Annotated in this window: 17 protein-coding genes; 10 read left to right on the top strand and 7 right to left on the bottom strand. The window is 63.5% G+C overall.

The annotated features are described in order from the left end of the window. Positions 1–136 precede the first annotated feature (136 nt). From parC to DyAD56_RS17015, 6 genes are all read left to right on the top strand, one after another. Positions 137–2,374, top strand: coding sequence for a DNA topoisomerase IV subunit A (gene parC / locus DyAD56_RS17040; RefSeq protein WP_102303949.1), 2,238 nt, complete (start codon positions 137–139; stop codon positions 2,372–2,374). Positions 2,375–2,518: 144 nt separating this feature from the next. Further along, the gene (locus DyAD56_RS17035) at positions 2,519–3,034 is read left to right on the top strand and encodes a hypothetical protein (protein WP_102303948.1); all 516 of its coding nucleotides are present in this window, start codon (positions 2,519–2,521) and stop codon (positions 3,032–3,034) included. A gap of 293 nt (positions 3,035–3,327) precedes the next feature. Continuing rightward, entirely contained in the window at positions 3,328–4,167 is an 840-nt protein-coding gene (locus DyAD56_RS17030; protein WP_102303947.1) for an alpha/beta fold hydrolase, read from the top strand. Positions 4,168–4,176: 9 nt separating this feature from the next. Further along, positions 4,177–4,542 (top strand): EamA family transporter, encoded by a 366-nt coding sequence (locus DyAD56_RS17025; protein ID WP_102303946.1) that lies wholly within the window; start codon positions 4,177–4,179, stop codon positions 4,540–4,542. Position 4,543: 1 nt separating this feature from the next. Next, positions 4,544–4,987 carry an EamA family transporter gene (locus DyAD56_RS17020; protein WP_102303945.1) on the top strand — a complete coding sequence of 148 codons (444 nt, stop codon included), beginning with the start codon at positions 4,544–4,546 and terminating at the stop codon, positions 4,985–4,987. Then, a complete protein-coding gene (locus DyAD56_RS17015; RefSeq protein ID WP_102303944.1) occupies positions 4,938–6,185 on the top strand; it encodes a DegT/DnrJ/EryC1/StrS family aminotransferase in 1,248 nt (415 codons plus the stop codon). The genes DyAD56_RS17020 and DyAD56_RS17015 overlap by 50 nt, the downstream gene beginning before the upstream one ends. A gap of 9 nt (positions 6,186–6,194) precedes the next feature. On the opposite strand, the gene DyAD56_RS17010 is transcribed toward DyAD56_RS17015, so the two are convergent. The 3 genes from DyAD56_RS17010 to DyAD56_RS17000 form a co-directional block, all read right to left on the bottom strand. Beyond that, positions 6,195–7,010: a type II CAAX endopeptidase family protein gene (locus DyAD56_RS17010; protein ID WP_158241373.1), complete on the bottom strand. Its 816-nt coding sequence runs from the start codon at positions 7,008–7,010 to the stop codon at positions 6,195–6,197. Between the two features lie 116 nt (positions 7,011–7,126). After that, complete coding sequence (locus tag DyAD56_RS17005) at positions 7,127–8,002, bottom strand: hypothetical protein (RefSeq protein ID WP_102303942.1); 876 nt, start codon at positions 8,000–8,002, stop codon at positions 7,127–7,129. Further along, positions 7,989–9,047 carry a GNAT family N-acetyltransferase gene (locus tag DyAD56_RS17000; RefSeq protein ID WP_102303941.1) on the bottom strand — a complete coding sequence of 353 codons (1,059 nt, stop codon included), beginning with the start codon at positions 9,045–9,047 and terminating at the stop codon, positions 7,989–7,991. The genes DyAD56_RS17005 and DyAD56_RS17000 overlap by 14 nt, the downstream gene beginning before the upstream one ends. Before the next feature lie 233 nt (positions 9,048–9,280). On the opposite strand from DyAD56_RS17000, the gene DyAD56_RS16995 reads away from it, so the two are divergent. Next, entirely contained in the window at positions 9,281–9,532 is a 252-nt protein-coding gene (locus tag DyAD56_RS16995) for a phosphopantetheine-binding protein (RefSeq protein ID WP_102303940.1), read from the top strand. Between the two features lie 3 nt (positions 9,533–9,535). Next, positions 9,536–10,750, top strand: coding sequence for a beta-ketoacyl-[acyl-carrier-protein] synthase family protein (locus tag DyAD56_RS16990; RefSeq protein ID WP_102303939.1), 1,215 nt, complete (start codon positions 9,536–9,538; stop codon positions 10,748–10,750). A gap of 106 nt (positions 10,751–10,856) precedes the next feature. Here DyAD56_RS16990 and DyAD56_RS16985 read toward each other — a convergent pair whose 3' ends face one another. From DyAD56_RS16985 to DyAD56_RS16975, 3 genes are read right to left on the bottom strand one after another with little or no spacing between them, the layout of a single operon-like run. Beyond that, a complete protein-coding gene (locus tag DyAD56_RS16985; protein ID WP_102303938.1) occupies positions 10,857–11,267 on the bottom strand; it encodes an NUDIX domain-containing protein in 411 nt (136 codons plus the stop codon). Then, positions 11,264–11,752 carry an 8-oxo-dGTP diphosphatase gene (locus DyAD56_RS16980; protein ID WP_102303937.1) on the bottom strand — a complete coding sequence of 163 codons (489 nt, stop codon included), beginning with the start codon at positions 11,750–11,752 and terminating at the stop codon, positions 11,264–11,266. Before DyAD56_RS16980 ends, DyAD56_RS16985 begins: the two co-directional genes overlap by 4 nt. Before the next feature lie 46 nt (positions 11,753–11,798). Beyond that, a complete protein-coding gene (locus DyAD56_RS16975) occupies positions 11,799–12,164 on the bottom strand; it encodes a VOC family protein (protein ID WP_102303936.1) in 366 nt (121 codons plus the stop codon). 113 nt (positions 12,165–12,277) lie between these two features. Between DyAD56_RS16975 and DyAD56_RS16970 the strand changes: the two genes are divergently transcribed. Further along, positions 12,278–13,093 carry a phosphodiester glycosidase family protein gene (locus tag DyAD56_RS16970; RefSeq protein WP_102304019.1) on the top strand — a complete coding sequence of 272 codons (816 nt, stop codon included), beginning with the start codon at positions 12,278–12,280 and terminating at the stop codon, positions 13,091–13,093. Between the two features lie 52 nt (positions 13,094–13,145). Continuing rightward, positions 13,146–15,566 carry a penicillin acylase family protein gene (locus DyAD56_RS16965; RefSeq protein ID WP_102303935.1) on the top strand — a complete coding sequence of 807 codons (2,421 nt, stop codon included), beginning with the start codon at positions 13,146–13,148 and terminating at the stop codon, positions 15,564–15,566. A 56-nt stretch (positions 15,567–15,622) separates the two neighbouring features. On the opposite strand, the gene DyAD56_RS16960 is transcribed toward DyAD56_RS16965, so the two are convergent. After that, a complete protein-coding gene (locus tag DyAD56_RS16960; protein WP_102303934.1) occupies positions 15,623–17,659 on the bottom strand; it encodes a S9 family peptidase in 2,037 nt (678 codons plus the stop codon). Positions 17,660–17,720 lie beyond the last annotated feature (61 nt).

The raw sequence follows: 17,720 nt of genomic DNA, 5'->3' as shown, positions 1-17,720 counted from the left end.
ACCATCGTGATACCCGGTCGCGCCCAAGGGCGCCGCCACCGGGGATTGGCCCCTGCCCCTCGCCCCCCGGCCCCCCTTTCTGGCAACATCGTCCGGTTAAGCGCGCCGCCCGCGCGCACGCCAACGATGCAACCCAATGAATTTGCAAGCCAATTTCGAACAGATCCCGCTCAAGGAATACGCTGAGCGGGCTTACCTCGACTACTCGATGTACGTGGTGCTGGATCGCGCCCTGCCCTTCGTGGGCGATGGCCTGAAGCCGGTGCAGCGTCGCATCGTCTATGCCATGAGCGAGCTTGGCCTGGCTGCCTCGGCCAAGCCCAAGAAGTCCGCGCGCACCATCGGCGACGTCATCGGCAAGTTCCATCCGCACGGCGACACCTCGTGCTACGAGGCGATGGTGCTGATGGCCCAGCCGTTCTCGTACCGCTACCCGCTGGTGGATGGCCAGGGCAACTTCGGCTCGCCGGATGACCCGAAAAGCTTCGCCGCGATGCGCTACACCGAGTCGCGCCTGAGCCCCATCGCCGAAGCGCTGCTGGGTGAACTAGGCCACGGCACGGTGGATTGGGTAGCCAACTTCGACGGAACGCTGGAAGAACCCAGCTGGCTGCCGGCCCGCATACCGCACGTGCTGCTCAACGGCTCGATGGGTATCGCCGTGGGCATGGCCACCGATATCCCGCCGCACAACCTGCGCGAAGTGGTGAGTGCGTGCATCCGCCTGCTGGATGATCCGGACGCCACCATCGTGGACCTGTGTGAGCACATCCAGGGCCCGGATTATCCGACCGAGGCGGAAATCATCACGCCGCGCAACGACCTTCTGGCGATGTACCAGAACGGCACGGGCTCGGTGCGCGCGCGCGCCGTGTATCACGTGGACGAAGGCAACATCGTCATCACGGCGCTGCCGCACCAGGTGAGCCCGTCCAAGATCCTCGAGCAGATCGCCGCGCAGATGCGCGCGAAGAAGCTGCCGATGGTGGAAGACCTGCGCGACGAGTCCGATCACGAAAACCCGATTCGCCTTGTCGTGGTGCCACGCTCCAACCGTATCGATGCGGCCGAGGTCATGCAGCACCTCTTTGCCACGACGGATATGGAAAAGAGCTTCCGCATCAACCTCAACATGATCGGCCTGGATGGCCGCCCGCAGGTGAAGGATCTCAAGCGCATCCTCACCGAGTGGCTCAGCTTCCGCACCACCACCGTCACGCGCCGCCTTGAGCATCGCCTGGCGAAGGTTGAGCGTCGCCTGCACCTGTTGGAAGGCTTGCGCATTGCCTACCTCAACCTGGACGAAGTGATCCGCATCGTCCGTACCGAGGACGAACCCAAGGGCGTGCTGATGGCACGCTTCGGCCTGAGCGAAGAGCAGACCGACTACATCCTCGAGACCAGGCTGCGCCAGTTGGCTCGCCTTGAGGAAATGAAGATCAATGGCGAACGCGACCAGTTGGAAGAAGAGCGCGCGCGCATCAACGTGCTGCTCAAGTCACCAGCGAAGCTCAAGGGTTTGATCAAGGAAGAGCTGCGCGCCGACGCCGCCAAGTTCGGCGACGACCGCCGCTCACCGCTGGTGCAGCGCGTCGCCGCGCAGGCACTGGACGAAAGCGCACTGGTCGCCAGCGAACCGGTCACCGTGGTGCTGAGCCAGAAGGGCTGGATCCGCGCCGCCAAGGGCCACGACGTGGACGCCGATGGACTGAACTACCGCGAAGGCGACAGCCTGCTCGCCACGGTAAAGGCGCGCACCACGCAGCAGATTGCCGTGATCGACTCCACCGGCCGCAGCTACTCAACGCCTGCGCACACCCTGCCCTCCGCGCGCGGCAACGGCGACCCGCTTACCGGCCGCTTCAGCCCGCCATCGGGCGCCAGCTTCGACGCACTCACCGCCGGTGACAACGATACACGCCTGATCCTGGCCACCGACCACGGCTACGGCTTCGTAACCCGCTTCGAGGCACTCACTGGCCGCAACAAGGCCGGCAAGCAGATCATCACGCTGGGTGACGGTGCCAAGGTACTGACGCCGCAGGTCAGCGCTGACCCCGCGCGCGATCGCATCGTGGTGGTCACTACCGAAGGCCATTTGCTGATGTTCTCGGTGGCCGAACTGCCGGAGCTGGACAAGGGCAAGGGCAACAAGCTGATCGACGTACCCAAGGCCAAGCTCACCGCAGGCGTAAGGGTTGTCGGCGTTGCGGTAGTCGCGGAGGGCAAGGGCGAAGTCACGCTCTACGCCGGCCAGCGCAAGCTCACACTGAAATGGTCGAACTTGGTCGAGTACGGCGGCAGCCGTGCCACCCGCGGCGGTCTGCTGCCGCAGGGCCTGCGCCGCGTGGAGCGCATCGAGACGACCGGCTGACGCCGCTTCATCCGTGTAGGAGTGCACAGGTGCACTCCTACACGGATGCGGGAACTTCACCGCTTGCTCGGGAATCCAACGACAATGTGTGCACATCGGCGACGGTGATGCGTTATAGGCCCTAAGCTCCCGGAGTTTTTCCCCATGAAGATCGTCCGCACCACCGCTTTCGTTGCCGCGAGCCTGCTCGCCGCCACGGCTTGGGCCCAGAACAGCGAGACGCCGCTCAACCTCAAGCTGCCGGCCAATCTGCCCGCCTCCAGCGCCAGCGCGGCCGCCTCCAATACCGCGGCGCCCACCGACGCCAGCAAGGCGGTGTCTGGTAACGCTAACGCGACAGCACAGGCCAATGCTGCTGCGCAAACCGGCGCCTACACCAAGGACCCGCCGGGCACCTACTACGGCGACACCAGCGGCGCGCTGGGCGACACCCAGGCCGCCGCCGGCCCTGCCCCGGGCACCGTCCCCTGCGACGACGCCACCTACAACCAGCCGCAGGTTCATGGTGCAGTGACCACTGGCGTCGTGGCCGGCAACCATATGAGCGGCAGCTACGGCGGGGCGGGCGTCACAGTCAGCCAGGCTTTTGGCAGCTGCGAGCATCCAAGCGGCGGCATGAGCATTTCGGTCAGCGGCAGCCAGGGGCACTTTGGCCGCTGAGCTCCGTGATGTGGTGACTCAACGCCATCTGTTCGCTTCCGGTAGCCATCTGTCCGTAACTATCGGTCATCGTGCCGCGAACAAGACCATCTTCGACGCAGTGGCGCAGGCAACGGCCGCGCCTGAACCCATGGTGATACGGCGCCTATCAGACGCCTCCTAACCCCCGGTCCGGAAAGCCGAAAGTTCTTGGAAAGGGTGGACCCTCAGACTGGCTTCATGGTTTACGGTCCCTTTTCCCTGCGCGCATCGCGCCGCCCTACCCCCATCGCCTGCGGCACCGGAGCTCTCCTGTGATTCAGAATGTTGAGTTCCGCTACGAAGGCGGTCGCAGCGGCGTGCTGCTCATTCACGGCCTGACGGGCACCCCGACGGAGATGCGTCTCCTCGGCAAGGGGCTTAACCGCGCCGGCTATTCGGTCTACGGCATGCAGCTCGCGGGTCACTGCGGCGATGTCGACGACCTGCTGAAAACAGGCTGGCAAGACTGGTACGCCAGCGTGGAAGCCGCGGCGGAGAAGTACCGTCACGAGGTGGACCACCTGTTCGTGGCCGGCCTGTCCATGGGTGCCGTGCTGGCGCTCAAGCTCGCCGCCGAGCGCCCGGAATGGGTGAAGGGCGTGGGCGTGTATGGCGCCACCTTCCGCTATGACGGCTGGGCGATTCCGTGGTTCGGCAAGTTCTCGTTCCTGCTGCCGATGCTGCATAAGCTCGGCATCGGCAAGCACCGCATGGTGCACGAGGAGGAACCGTACGGCATCCGCGACGAGCGCCTGCGCGCGCAGATCAGCGGCGCCATGCTGAGCGGCGACAGCGCCGCAGCCGGCCTGCCCGGCAACCCGTGGCCGTCGCTGGCTGAGATGTACAACATGGCCGCCGTGGTGAAGCGCGAGCTGCCCAAGGTGACCGCGCCCTGCCTGATCGCCCATGCGACCGAGGACGATATCGCCAGCATCGAGAACGCTTACCTCGTGCAGCGATCGGTGTCTGGCCCGGTGGAAACGCTGTGGCTGAAGGACAGCTACCACATGATCACGGTGGACCGGGAACGTCGCCTGCTGACTGACCGTTCGGCGGAATTCTTCCGCCAGATTGCCGCCACCTACGAACCCGCCGCCCGCGCTGCGGCCTGAGGACTCGCGATGAGTCCTTTGGTGATTGCGTTGTGGCTGCTCAACGTCACGCTCGACACCGTCGGCCAGCTGTCTTTCAAGGCAGCGGCAGGCGATCCGCGTGCCGGTGACGGTCTCGCCCGCTGGAAGTACATGGCCGCACGGCCGTGGATCTGGATCGGCGTGTTTTCGTACGTCGCCGAGTTCCTGGTGTGGATCGCCTTCCTGTCGCTGGTCGATCTGTCGGAAGGCGTGCTGCTGGGCTCGATCAACATCGTGGTGGTCATGATCGCAGGACGTATCCTGTTCAAAGAGAAGCTGACGCCGTTGCGCGTGACCGGCATCCTGTTGGTGACAGCGGGTGTATGCATTGTCGGCGTGGCGGGGGGCGGCTGAAATGACGAAGAGTCTTGTCCGTTTCTACGCCATCGGCTTCACCATCCTGGTGCTGTTCGACACGCTCGTGCAGCTCAGCTTTAAGTACGCCGGCGACCACGCCTTCCCGCCCGAAGCAAACTGGGCGTGGATCGTGCGCGTGTTCGGCCATCCGTGGATCTACGTCGCGGTGATCGGCTACGTCGGCAACTTCTTCACTTGGATGACGCTGCTCAAGCACGCGCCGATCGGTCCCGCATTCGCCGTGACCCATCTGGAAGTGGTGAGCGTAATGCTGTTCTCCGTGTGGCTGTTCCATGAGCCGCTGACCTTGCCGCGTGTACTCGGGGCGGCCACCATCGTGGCGGGCATCATCTGCCTGGCCTTCGCGGAGAGCGGTGCGCATCCGGAAGGCGATGCACCGACCGAAGCCAAGGGTGCGCTGGGCGTCGCCGCCGGAGAATGACGTGCGCGAGCTGCCGCCCACTGCTGGACTGCCGCTACGCCTGACCGACCTATGGCCCGGTCGCGCGCCGTTCGCCCAACGTGTCGCCGACTGGCTCGGCGTGGATCATCTGCAACTCGAATGCTCCGGCACCGCCGCCATGGTGGTGGCGTTGCGCGCCATGCATCGCCTGCGCCCGCAACGCGACGAAGTGATCGTTCCCGCGTGGACCTGTCCGCTGGTGGCACTTGCCATCCATCGCGCGGGGCTCAAGCTTCGCTTGTGCGATCTCGCTACCGATCATTTCGACATGGACTTCGTCCAGCTCTGCACCCTGGCAGGGCCACGCACGCTGGCCATCGTACCGACGCATCTCGCGGGCCGCGTGGCCGACGTAAACGCAGCGCTCGACGTTGCCCATCGCGTGGGTGCCTACGTGCTGGAAGACGCCGCCCAGGCACTCGGCGCCAAGCACGGCGAACACACCGTCGGCCTGCTCGGGGACGCCGGTTTCTTCAGTCTCGCCGTGGGCAAAGGCCTCACGCTGTTCGAGGGCGGCCTGCTACTAACGCGCGACCCGGTGTTGCGCGATGCGTTCGCCGCCAGCCATGACGCCACTATTCACCCAGACGCGAAGATGGACTGGCAACGCGCGCTGGAGCTGATCGGCTACACGCTGGCCTATCGCCCATCGCTGCTGTCGCTCGCCTATGGATGCCCACTGCGCAAGGCGCTGGCAGAGAACGATCCCGTCGCCGCCGTCGGCGATGATTTCGGCCCGGATATTCCGCTGCATACGGTGAGTGGATGGCGACAGGCCGTCGGTGCACGTGCGTTGCCGCGTTTGCCGGCCTTCCTCGACGCAACACGGGAGCAGGCGCTACGCCGCGTGGAACGCCTGCGCCGGATTCCCGGCATCACCGTGTTCGACGACAGGCCCGGCCTGCAGGGTGTGTGGCCATTCCTGCTACTTACGCTGCGGGACGAGGCAAGGCGCGATGCCGCGCTGGAAACGCTGTGGACCGCCGGACTCGGCGTCAGCCGGCTGTTTATCCATGCCCTGCCCGACTACGGCTATCTGCGCGAGATCGTCGCCGATACGCCACTGCCGAATGCGCGCAGCTTCGCTGCGCGGTCCCTCACCATCACCAACAGCCCGTGGCTGGATGAGACGACGTTCGAGTCGATCTGCACGACGCTGGAGCGCGCCGCAACCTGACGACCATGCTCAGCGCGCGGCGGTCTCTTGCTGCTCCGATCGCCGTCCCATCGACAGGAACAACAGGGCGCCAACGCAAAGGCTCATGCACGGACCGACCAGGCCCATACCCATGCCCGTCGGCACGTTTATGCCCATCATCAGCACCGCATTGATTGCCGCGTGCATGAGCACGCACAGCAGAATGCTGCGCGTGCGGCTGTAGAGCCAGCCCAACAGCAGCGCATTACCCATGATGCCCACCAGGAACAGCGCGAAGCTCGCGTGGTACTGAACCACACCGGGCAGGAAGAACAGCGGCAAATGCCATAGCGCCCAGATCGGTCCAATCAGCAGCGCTGCACGCGTAGGGCCGATGACTCGCCCCCATTCCTCTTGCGTGACACCACGCCAGCCAAATTCTTCGAGTCCACCACCGATGATGGTCATCAGCAGGTACTGCGGAAACAGATACCACGACTTGATATCGACCGAGGCTCCCAGCGCAGGCTTCAGCGCTACCGCGACGCCAATGGCGATGAAGCCCAATACAAGGGGCAGGCCCAGCGCCAGCAGATACCACACGGGACGCACGCGCCAGCGCAACAGGCGCTGATTGAACTCACGCACCGGCGCCTGTTCCGGCGTGCGCCACACGGCCAGGTAGGCGGCGATGGTCGGCCCCAATCCGCCCAACACGTACAACGTCATGAAGGGCCATGCGCCATAGCTCGTGAACTGCCGCTGGGCGAGCACGACCAGGATGCCCCATGCCACCCAGGTAATGCCGAAGGCCATGGCGAGATACACGAGTGCACGGCGACTGGCGGGAAAGTGTTCGGTCATGGGTGGCATCGCTTCGGATAACGCCGGAACAAGCCGGCTCTCGACACGCCTGCAAATCACCTGTCCTGGCCGGCAACCACGCAACTACCGGCAGGGACGATGGTCAACGCCCTCGGTTACACGCTGCTTTCGGCAATGGCCGCCAGCAGGCGCGTATTGAATGATCGCTGCTGCGCCTGCCATGCATCCAGTTCGCTCTGTGGCACAGGCTCCTGTCCGTCCATGCCACTCAGCAGGCGCTTCCACCAAGCGCGGTACCGGTACGCCGACACCTCGCCATTGATGTCACTCGCCACAATGCGGCCTCGCAGAGCCTCGATGATGGCCATGGCATGCGACTCTTCCAGGCGCCCTTGATCCCAATTGGTGCGCGCGGTATCGACGCTGAAAGCATCCTTATCGATGGATAGGTACGTCGACTGCGGCGCCTGTTTCAATTGCTGCACGAACGCGCAGGTGAGCGCGTCAGGATCGTCGAAACGACGGAAAGCATCACTCAGCCCCAGCTTCGCCGCCCAATCCACGTCCACATCCATGCACCAGTAGGTCAGCTTGCCCGCTTGAAGTGGACGCAGGTAGTTCTCCCACGCGTGCTTAGCGCTGATGTCGCCCGAGGTGATGCCCACCACGTGCACGTGGGTCACGAACGGCAACATGGCCACGCGGCGAACCCACGATCCACAGTGGATGCCCCACGGAAAACGCATGTTGTCGGGATGGTTGTCGAACACCACCAATTGGAATGGGCCGCGAGCACGCTGACGTTGCACCAACGGCCATGTCAGGTGGTGGTAGTCACCCGACCCCATCAACACCGTGCCGTAGTTTTCCGGCAGCGTCCGATCGAGGTAGTCACGCAGACGATTGAACGTGCGCACCGTGCAGCCGAAGCGGATGGCCTCCTGCCAGTCGGACAACGCGATCTCCGTCGCGCCCGGGATCGGGCCGACCGAGCCGTCGAAATCCAGAATCAGCGGTTCACGCCTGTTCATTCGCTGCCCATTGGCTGTCGCTCTCGAAGAATTTGCCCAACTTGCGCGCGGCTGCTCGCAACAGCGGATTGCGCAGATAGATCGCGTGCCGCGTCAGGGTGAATTGTGCGCCCAGATACGACTTGATCTGCGGATCGGTCCAGCCCGCCACGTAATGCGTCAGCCCTTGTTCACGCGCAAATGCCAGGTTGTGGAACCAGCTGGTGAAGTAGAGGTTTTGCTCGCGTGCCTGCGGATAGGCAAAGCCCACGTATTTATCGATCAACTTGCCTTCCACCACAAAGCAGAGGTTCCAGCCGATCATCACGCCCTCGTGGCGATATACGAACACTACGCCGCCGTTCGACACGTCGCGCAGCACGGCGGAAAAAAAATCGCGACTGAGTTTGTCGAAGTGGATTTCGCTTTGTGCGAAGACGTTCTCGTAAAGCGCGTAGTAGGCATCAATGACGGCATTGTCATCGAACACAGCGTCGCCACAACGGATGGCTTCCACTGCCACGTCATCACGCTTACGCAACTTGCGGCGAATGTCCTTGCGCCGGCCGGACGACAGGCGCGCGAGGTATTCGTCTTCGCTCTGAAAATCGATCGGGACATAGGCCAGTGCCTGCCCTTCGAGCAGCACAAAACCGTTCGAATCACAGGCATCCATGAACTGTGCGCACCAGTCGTTGGTGGCACGGTCAAACAGCGGGGATGCCTGCGGAACGTCTTTCACGATCATCAGCCGCTGGCGCCGGCCCAGTTGCTCGCGCAAGGCTTTGGCCAAGGCGTCAGGCTGTGCATCGCGGGGAAACAGCGCGTACTCGGACACCGTAGTCCCCACAAACGCGGTACGCCAGCGCAATAAGCGACCCCACCAGCGATAACCTGGAGCCCCCGTCAGCTTTTTCCGCACGTCATCGTCGGCGGTGGTCAAGAGATCAAACGGCGCGACGAAGGCCGGCGTATCCGCGACCCGCATGACACTGAAATCGATAGGTGGATGTTCGTCGAACCGGGCCACCAGTGCGTCCGGCTCGAGCTGATTGAGGTACCGCACGCGACAGTCCCACGAGTCACAAGGCCATAGGATACGACGCCCCACCCCGCCCAAGCACGGTCAGCGAGGCTTTTGCCACCGAAAAGACTGGTGAAAGGCACCAGGGGGAGCATGGAACGTGCTGCTTTGTGAGGTAGCGTTCTGGACTTTGTCCTGACGGTTCGTCAGGCTTGGGTAATGGTATCCGGGGGGATGCCACGTGACCCGGCGCTATGGGAATCAGGAAAGCAAACATGAGCAATGTTCAGCAGGAAACCTTCGACATCATCGCCAAGCAGGCCAAGATCGAGCTCGACACGATCAAGCCGGAGTCCACCCTGAAGGATCTGGGCATCGCTTCCCTGGACGCCATCGAAGTGATCTTCGACATCGAAGAGCACTTCAACATCAACCTGCCCAACGAAGACACCGACTTCGATAACGGTACCGTCGGCCAGCTCGTCGAAGCCATCGAACGCCAGGTTGCCCTGAAGGCCAGCGAATAACTCATGCGCCGCATCGTGATCACCGGCATGGGCGCCATCTGCGCGCTCGGCCACGACGCGCCTTCCGTATGGAAAGCGATGACCGAAGGCCGGGCCGGCATCGGCCCGATCCACCACATCCAGCCCGGACAGCTGCGTAACGGCGGCATCGCGGCGGAAGTCGCGGATTACGATCCCGCCAACTTCTTCGATGAAGCACGCCGCACGCTATTGGACCCGTTCAGCGAGTACGCGCTGATCGCCGCCAACGAGGCCATTCGCCAATCGGGAATTAGCTTTCAGGGCGAGGCCGGAACGCGCACGGCGGTGGTCATCGGTACGGGCGTCGGTGGCGAAACGACACGCGACGATCTCTACGAGCGTCTTTACGGCGAACACCAGGGCCGATTCCACCCGCTTGGCATCGTGCGCATGATGATGAACGCGCCGGCCAGCCAGGTGAGCATGGTTTACGGCATCACCGGCCCCGCCTTCGTGGTGGCGAGCGCCTGTGCGTCCTCCAATCACGCATTCGCACAAGCCGCCATGATGATCCGTTCCGGCATGGTCGATGCCGCGGTGGTCGGCGGTACCGAAGCCTGCATCACGCTAGGTACGCTGCGCGCATGGGAAGCCATGCGTGTGCTCGCACCCGACACCTGCCGCCCCTTCAGCAAGGGCCGTCGCGGCTTGGTGCTGGGCGAAGGCGCAGCCATGTACGTCATCGAAACACTCGAATCGGCGCAGAAGCGCGGTGCGGAGATCATCTGCGAACTGGTCGGCACCGGCATGAGTTCGGACGCAGGTGATATCGCCGCGCCATCCGATGTCGGCGCAGCCGCTGCGATGAACATGGCCCTGCGCGATGGCGCCCTGTCACCGGAAGACGTGGACTACATCAACGCCCACGGCACCGGCACCGTAGCCAACGACAGCACCGAGACGCGTGCCATCCATCGCGTGTTCGGCGCACATGCGCGGGAGCTGCTGGTGTCCTCCACCAAGGCGATGCACGGCCACGCGCTCGGCGCTGGTGGTGCACTGGAACTGGTGGCGGCCATTGGCGCGATTCATGACGGTATCGTGCCGCCGACGATCAATTACCTCGAACCCGATCCAGCCTGCGACCTCGACTATGTGCCGAATGTGGCGCGGGAGCGGAAGGTGGATGTGGCGATCAGTAACTCGTTTGCTTTTGGCGGGTTGAATGCGGTGGTCGCAGTTAGGCGCATGGGGTGAGGTTTAGTCCCTCTCCCCTGCGGGGAGAGGGAGAGAGAACAACAAACCCTCACGCGCACCCCGTCAAACCCCTCGCTCAGAGAGCCAACAGCAACGCCCTCTCCCCCTACAAAGCCCCCTCCACCACCAACGGCAAAATCGACACCCGACTCAACTGCGCAATCGGCAAATCACCCGGCGCCGCCGGATCGACCCAACACACGCCCTCGATCTCCGCCTGTGCAACGAAAGGCCCGTCCGCCGCGACCTCGTAAACCTCGGCCTCGACGACATGCCCAAGCTCATTAGCCGCCGGTGCGCTGAACCGCCCCAACCATCGCGCACCCTCACGCCGCATGACGCACCCCAGTTCCTCGTGCAGCTCACGCGCCAACGTGTGCAAGTCATCATGATCATCCGCGTCGCGCTTGCCACCCGGCTGCTGCCATACGGCCGCGCCACGCTTACGCACCATTAACACCCTGCCCTGTTCATCGCGGATCACCGCCGCAACGATACGGATGATCTGTCCGCTCACAGTCGCGAAAACGCCCAGGACTGCATGCGACCGTCTTTGTACGGCATCACCCCATGGAACGGCCGCGGGTCGCCGTCGAACACCAGCGGCAAAAAGTGGCGGTCGCCCTCCCACATCGGCAGCTCCATCAACCGGTCCACGGGCACCCACTCCAGCGTGCCCTCGGGGTTGGAAGTGAGGGGCGTGCCGCTGTAGCGGTCGATCACGAAGATGAAACCCAGCCAGTCTTCGCCTTGCTTGCCGAAACCCGGCCAGTTGAGCGTGCCGCGCAGCGACATCGACTCGCAGATGATGCCAGCCTCCTCAAGAATCTCGCGGCGCATGCAGGCGGCAATGTCTTCCTCGGGCTCCATCTTGCCACCCAGCCCGTTGTACTTGCCCAGATGCATGTCATCGGGCCGCGAGTTGCGGTGGATCATGAGGACTTGCCGACGATCCGGCGACAACACATAGCCGAGAGTCGCGACGATGGGTGTGTATGGCATCGATACGCTACGGTGGGGAAAGCAGCCAGTATAGTCAGGCCGGGTGTCAGAGGTTCTGCGCGATCCGCCACAGTACCCCGCTAGGATCGGTCAGCACGAAGTCGCGCATGCGCCAAGGCTGATCCTGCGGCGGCACAAACCGCACGCCATAGCGGTCAATGACGGCGCAGTCTTGTACGTGCGCCCACCATGCATCCACGTCCGCCACGAGCAAGTGCATCATGAAGTTTCCCGCCAACGCCTCCTCGTAGAAGTTCTGCAGCAAGAAGCTGGTGTGGCCGCGCCGGAAGTAGGTGAGGTTGCTATCAGACCAGCCCTCCTCGAAGCCCAAGTCGCGGTAGAACGCCTGGCTGAGCGCGTAGTCCCGCGCCGGGACGAACGCCTTGATCTCCACCGTATCCAGATCACGCATGCGCCGCTCCTTAGCTCTATGGGGATGGCCAGACATGCTAGCTGGCTTCCTTTCTTCAATCATGCGTCTCGCCGGACTTGCATCCGCCCGGTCTGGGCGGCGACCATCGTGGCATGTCCATCGTCCCAGGCCACCTCTTGCCCTGTCTGCGCCGTTCGCTGCGCTGGTTGCTGCCCTGTGCCGTTGTGCTGGCAGCGGGCTGTGACCACCAGGCGCAACCGGTAACCAGCAAGGAAGAGATTTTCGAGGGCCAGAACTTCCGCTTAGTCAGCATCGACCTGAAGCGCGAAACGCTCAGCCTGCATTGGAAGGACCCGGAAAGCGGCGAGCCTTTCGGCACCATCAATGCGTTGCGCCAATGGGGTATGTCGCATAACCGCCGCATGCTGTTCGCCGCCAATGCAGGGATCTACGACCGCCAGTTCGCGCCACTGGGCCTGTACGTGGAGAACGGCAAGACCTCGGTGCCACTCAACCTTGCCCACGGCAATCCCGCTTCGGGCAATTTCTCGCTGCTACCCAACGGCGTATTTGCTATCTATCCCGACGGCCACGCCGCCGTGCAGACCAGCGCCGCGTTCAAGGCGGCGGGGAAAACGGCCCAATGGGCCAGCCAGTCCGGCCCCATGCTGGTAATCGACGGCAAGCTCAACGATCAGTTCATCGACGACTCCAACAGCCTCAAGTGGCGCAGCGGTGTGTGTGCGAAAACCCCACACCACGTCGTGTTCGCCGTGAGCGAGGCGCCGGTGAATTTCCACACCTTCGCGCGACTGTTCAAGGAAGAAATCGGCTGCCGCGACGCGTTGTACCTGGATGGCACCATTTCGCAGTTCTATGTGGAGGGTGAAGGCTACGCCGGCGCGCCCACATTCATGGTGAAGCCCTACGCCGGGATCTTCGCGGTGTTTTCGCAATCCACGCCATGACCGCGCACGTCGGCGGTCTTTCCTCCTTCTTCCGGACCAAGCCACTCGCGCCATGACCCGACCCCGACGTTTCCGCTGGCTTCGTTACTTTCTTGGGACTTTGCTGATCCTGGTGCTGGGCACGATCGCCACCGGGTGGTTCTTGCTGGCGGGCAGCCGCGCGCAGCTCGATGGCGATGTGAAGCTCCCCGGCCTCGGCGATGCGGTCGCGGTCACCCGCGACGCACTGGGCACGACCACCTTCCAGGGCAAGAGCCGCGATGATGTCACCTACGCCATGGGCTACGTGCATGGGCAGGAGCGTTTCTTCGCGATGGACCTGATGCGCCGCCTACCGGCGGGCGAACTGTCCGAACTCGTGGGTGCGAAGGCGTTGGATACCGACCTCAACCATCGCCGTCATCGCCTGCGCAGCGTGGCGGAAGCTGCCTATGCCGCCCTGCCCCCGGACCAGAAGCACACGCTGGACCTGTACGCCGCGGGCGTGAACGCTGGTCTCGCGCACCTGCATGTGAAGCTATGGGAATACCTGTTGCTCAATACCAAGCCACAGGCGTGGCGCCCCGAGGACAGTTTCCTCGTCATCGCAGCGATGTACCTGGACCTCAATGGCGACGGCCGCGACGAGCGCGAATTGCACATGGCCCAGTTGCGCAACGTACTGCCTGCGCCGGTCGCGGACTTCCTGCTCTCGCCCGACCCGGACTGGGAGGCGCCGCTGCAGGGCGATCTCTCGCATCCACCGGTGACCCCAGGCGCCGATGTGTTCGACCTGCGCAAGGCAGCTCCCACTACTAGCGGCGATAGCAGTGCGGTGACTGCTGCCCTGCTCCCCGCGCTGGATGCGGCGCGACCGGGCAGCAACAACTTTGCAGTTGCCGGCAGCCTGACCGAAACCGGCGCTGCCATCGTCGCGAACGACATGCACCTAAGCCTGCGCGTGCCCAACATCTGGTTTCGCGTGCGCCTGCGCTACCCCGATACCACCGCACCCGGCGGCCAGCGCGACGCCAACGGCGTGTCGCTGCCCGGCACGCCTGCGCTGGTGGTCGGCTCGAACGGCCAGGTTGCCTGGGGCTTCACCAACAGCTACGGCGACTGGGCCGACTGGGTGCGCGTGCAGCGCGACCCGAATGACACCTCTCGCTACAAGGTGCCCGAAGGCTGGGCCACCATCGAGACGCACGACGAAGTCATCCGCATTAAGGACGCTCCCAGCCACACCCTGAAAGTGGAAGGCACACGCTGGGGCCCGATCATGGGCAAGGACCTGGACGGCACGCCGCTGGCGCTGGCCTGGATCGGCGACCGACCGCGTGGCTACAACCTTGGCATGATGCAGCTGGAGCACGCCGACAGTGCGCACGCCGCGCTCGACCTCGCCCCTGATATGGGCATGCCACCGCAAAATCTGCTCGCCGGCGATAGTGCCGGCCATATCGGCTGGACTGTCACCGGCACCTGCATTCCACTGCGAAAAGGTTTCGACCCGCAACTCCCGGCCGACTGGTCCGCCGCCGACACCGGCTGGATGGGGTGCGCCGAGGCATCGCAATACCCACGCATCGAAGATCCTGCCGACGGTCGCCTGTGGACTGCCAACAACCGCACCATCGATGGCGCGGAGCTGGAGCTGCTCGGCAACGGCGGCCACGACTTGGGCGCGCGAGCACAGCAGATTCGCGACGATCTACGCGCCCGCAACAGTTTCACCCCCGGCAACATGCTCGATGTGCAGCTCGACAACCGCGCCGTACTGCTTACGCGCTGGCAGCGCCTGCTGCAGGACACGTTGGCGGGCACGCACGATCCGGACCTGGAACAACTGCGCCAGCTCACAGCGACATGGATTGGCCGCGCATCGATCGACAGCGTGGATTATCGGCTGGTACGCGCCTTCCGCGACAAGGTGAAAGAGAAAGCGCTTGCTCCCTTCGTTGCTGAAGTGAAAGCCAAGCACGATGATTTCGCCTGGCCAGGCTTGGTCGATGCCGAAGCTGCGGTGTGGACGATGGTGCGCGATCGCCCCATGAATCTGCTGGATCCGAAGTACGACAACTGGAATGCGTTGCTCAACGCTGCCGCGCACGATGTAGCGGATGAACTTGGAAAGCAGCCGGGTGGCCTCGCCGCCCGCACGTGGGGTGAACACAACCGCACGGACATCCGCCATCCATTGTCGCGTGCCCTGCCCGGTTTCATCGGCCGCTTCCTCGACATGCCTGACGAGCCGGTAGCAGGCGATCACAACATGCCCCGCGTGGTCTCGCCCGGCTTCGGCGCCTCCGAACGCCTGGACGCCATGCCCGGTCACGATGCGCAGAGCATCCTGCACATGCCCGGTGGCCAGAGCGACAACCCGCTGTCGCCGTACCACGGCGCGGGCGAAGAAGACTGGGTGAACGGACGACCGACGCCGCTGCTGCCTGGGCCGGACCAACACACGTTGACACTACTTCCCGCCAAGGGATAAACGAAGAAAAGAGCCGCCCAAGGGCGGCTCTTTTCTTTACCGCACCAAGACCCGCGTTACTTGGTCGACTGAATAGCCTCGGACAATCCCGGCACGAACTCCTTGCCGTGCGGGACCGTTGCCGTCGATGCTTTCAGCGCGTTGCCGATCGGCTCGACCCGGCCCGCCAGGCACTTGCCCAGGAACTGCTCGGCCACAGCGTTAAAGGCAATGCTGTTCTCCGGACGCGCAAAGCCATGCCCTTCGTCGGGAAACAGCACGTAGGTCACGGGGATCTTCTTTGCGTCCATGGCCTTCACGATCTGGTCCGACTCCGCTTGGTTCACACGCGGATCGTTGGCGCCCTGTCCGATCAGCAACGGGCGCTTGATGTCGTCGGCTTTGAACAACGGCGAGCGATCATGCAGCAGTTTCTGGCCATCGGCCGTGGAGGGATCGCCCATGCGGTTGTAGAACTGCACCTTGAGCGCTTCCCAGTACGGCGGAACAGTCTTGAGCAGCGTATTGAGGTTCGATGGACCCACGATATCGACGCCACAGGCAAACGTGTCGGGTGTGTAGGTGAGGCCGACCAGCGTGGCGTAGCCGCCATACGAGCCGCCCATGATCGCCACCTTGTCCGGCTCGGTGATGTGGTTTTTCACCGCCCACTGCACGGCATCGATCAGGTCGTTGTGCATCTTGCCGGCCCACTCCAGGTTGCCGGCAGTGATGTACTTCTTGCCGAAGCCGGTCGAGCCGCGATAGTTCACCGACAACACCGCGTAGCCGCGATTAGCCAACCACTGGTGGTAGCTGTTGTAACCGTAGGTGTCACGCGCCCAGGGACCACCGTGCACAAACAGCACCAAGGGCAGTGGCTTGTCCGGACGACCGGCATGCGCCTTGTCGCTGCCAGCGGGCAGCGTCAGGTACGACACCTCGGTGAGGCCGTCACGCGTGCGGATCTCTTCCGGATACATGGGCGACAGCGTCACCTTCTCTAGCTCCGGGCGATTCACGAACAGCTTGTCGAGCTTCTTCGCCTTACGGTCATAGAGATAGGTGGTGGCCGGCGCCGTCACCGGGTCGATGGTCACCGCCCACTCATCGTCCGCATCGGTGCGCGAGCTAATGCCGATATTGCCCTTGAGCTGCGACTTGATGAAATCGAGGTCACCCTTCACCGCCGGATCGATGGCCGTCCATTCCGTTTTCAGGTACTGCGAGGCATAGGCTTGCGCTTTGCCTGTCTTCGGATCGGTCAGTACGTCGTCGATATCGGCCTTGGGGTTCTCCGCAAGCACGGTGGTCTTGCCACTCGCTACGTCCTGCGCAACCAACGCTGCCGTGTCGCGATCGCGCGAGTCGATCCAGTACAGCGTCTTGCCGTCGGCGGTGAAGCTCAGCGGAGCGGTGGTGAGCGAATCATCCAACCCCACGCTGGCGAACGGCTTGGCTTCCACCTTGCCCTGCTCAAATCGATAGAAGTCGGTGCCGCCATCGGGACGCGCCTTCGAGGCCAGCCTTAGCGTGAGCGAATCGTCGGCGGTGAAAGCAGCATAGTCGCCGGTGTTCTCGAACACCTTGGTGAGCTTGCCGTCCTTCAGATCGACGCTGTAGACGTCGTGCCAGCGCGGATCACGATTGTTCACACCAATCAGGATGCGGTCCTTGATGTGCGTGCTAGTGCCGACAACCTCCACGCGCGTTTTCTGGAAAGGCGTTAGCAACTGCGCCTTGCCATCCTTTACGCCCACCTTGTAGAGCAGGAAGTTTTCGTCGCCGCCCTTGTCGTTGACGTAGAGGATGGAGGAGGAGTCTGGCGCCCAGAAATACTGGCGAACGGGGCGTGCCTTGTCGTCGGTCAACGCACGCGCCTGATCCAGATGATCCACAGGCGCCACCCACACGTTCAGCACGCCGTCGCGTGGCGCGATCCACGCGAGCCACTGTCCATCGGGACTCAGTCGCCCCGCCACTCGGCTGGGGTTGCCGAACAACGCGGTACGTTCGATCAGTGGAGCATTCGTCGATGCAGCAGGGACATCAGCCCACGAGGGGATGGCCACACAAGCGGCCGCGATGGCCGCCACGAGCAATAGCTTGCGCATGCATATCTCCTTTACACGTGCGTGAGGGAAAGTTACTTGCCGGTGAAGCAATGACCTCGAA

The sequence above is a fragment of the Dyella sp. AD56 genome (assembly GCF_002878475.1).
Lineage (GTDB): Bacteria > Pseudomonadota > Gammaproteobacteria > Xanthomonadales > Rhodanobacteraceae > Dyella.
This window is presented reverse-complemented; position numbering and strand designations above follow the sequence as displayed.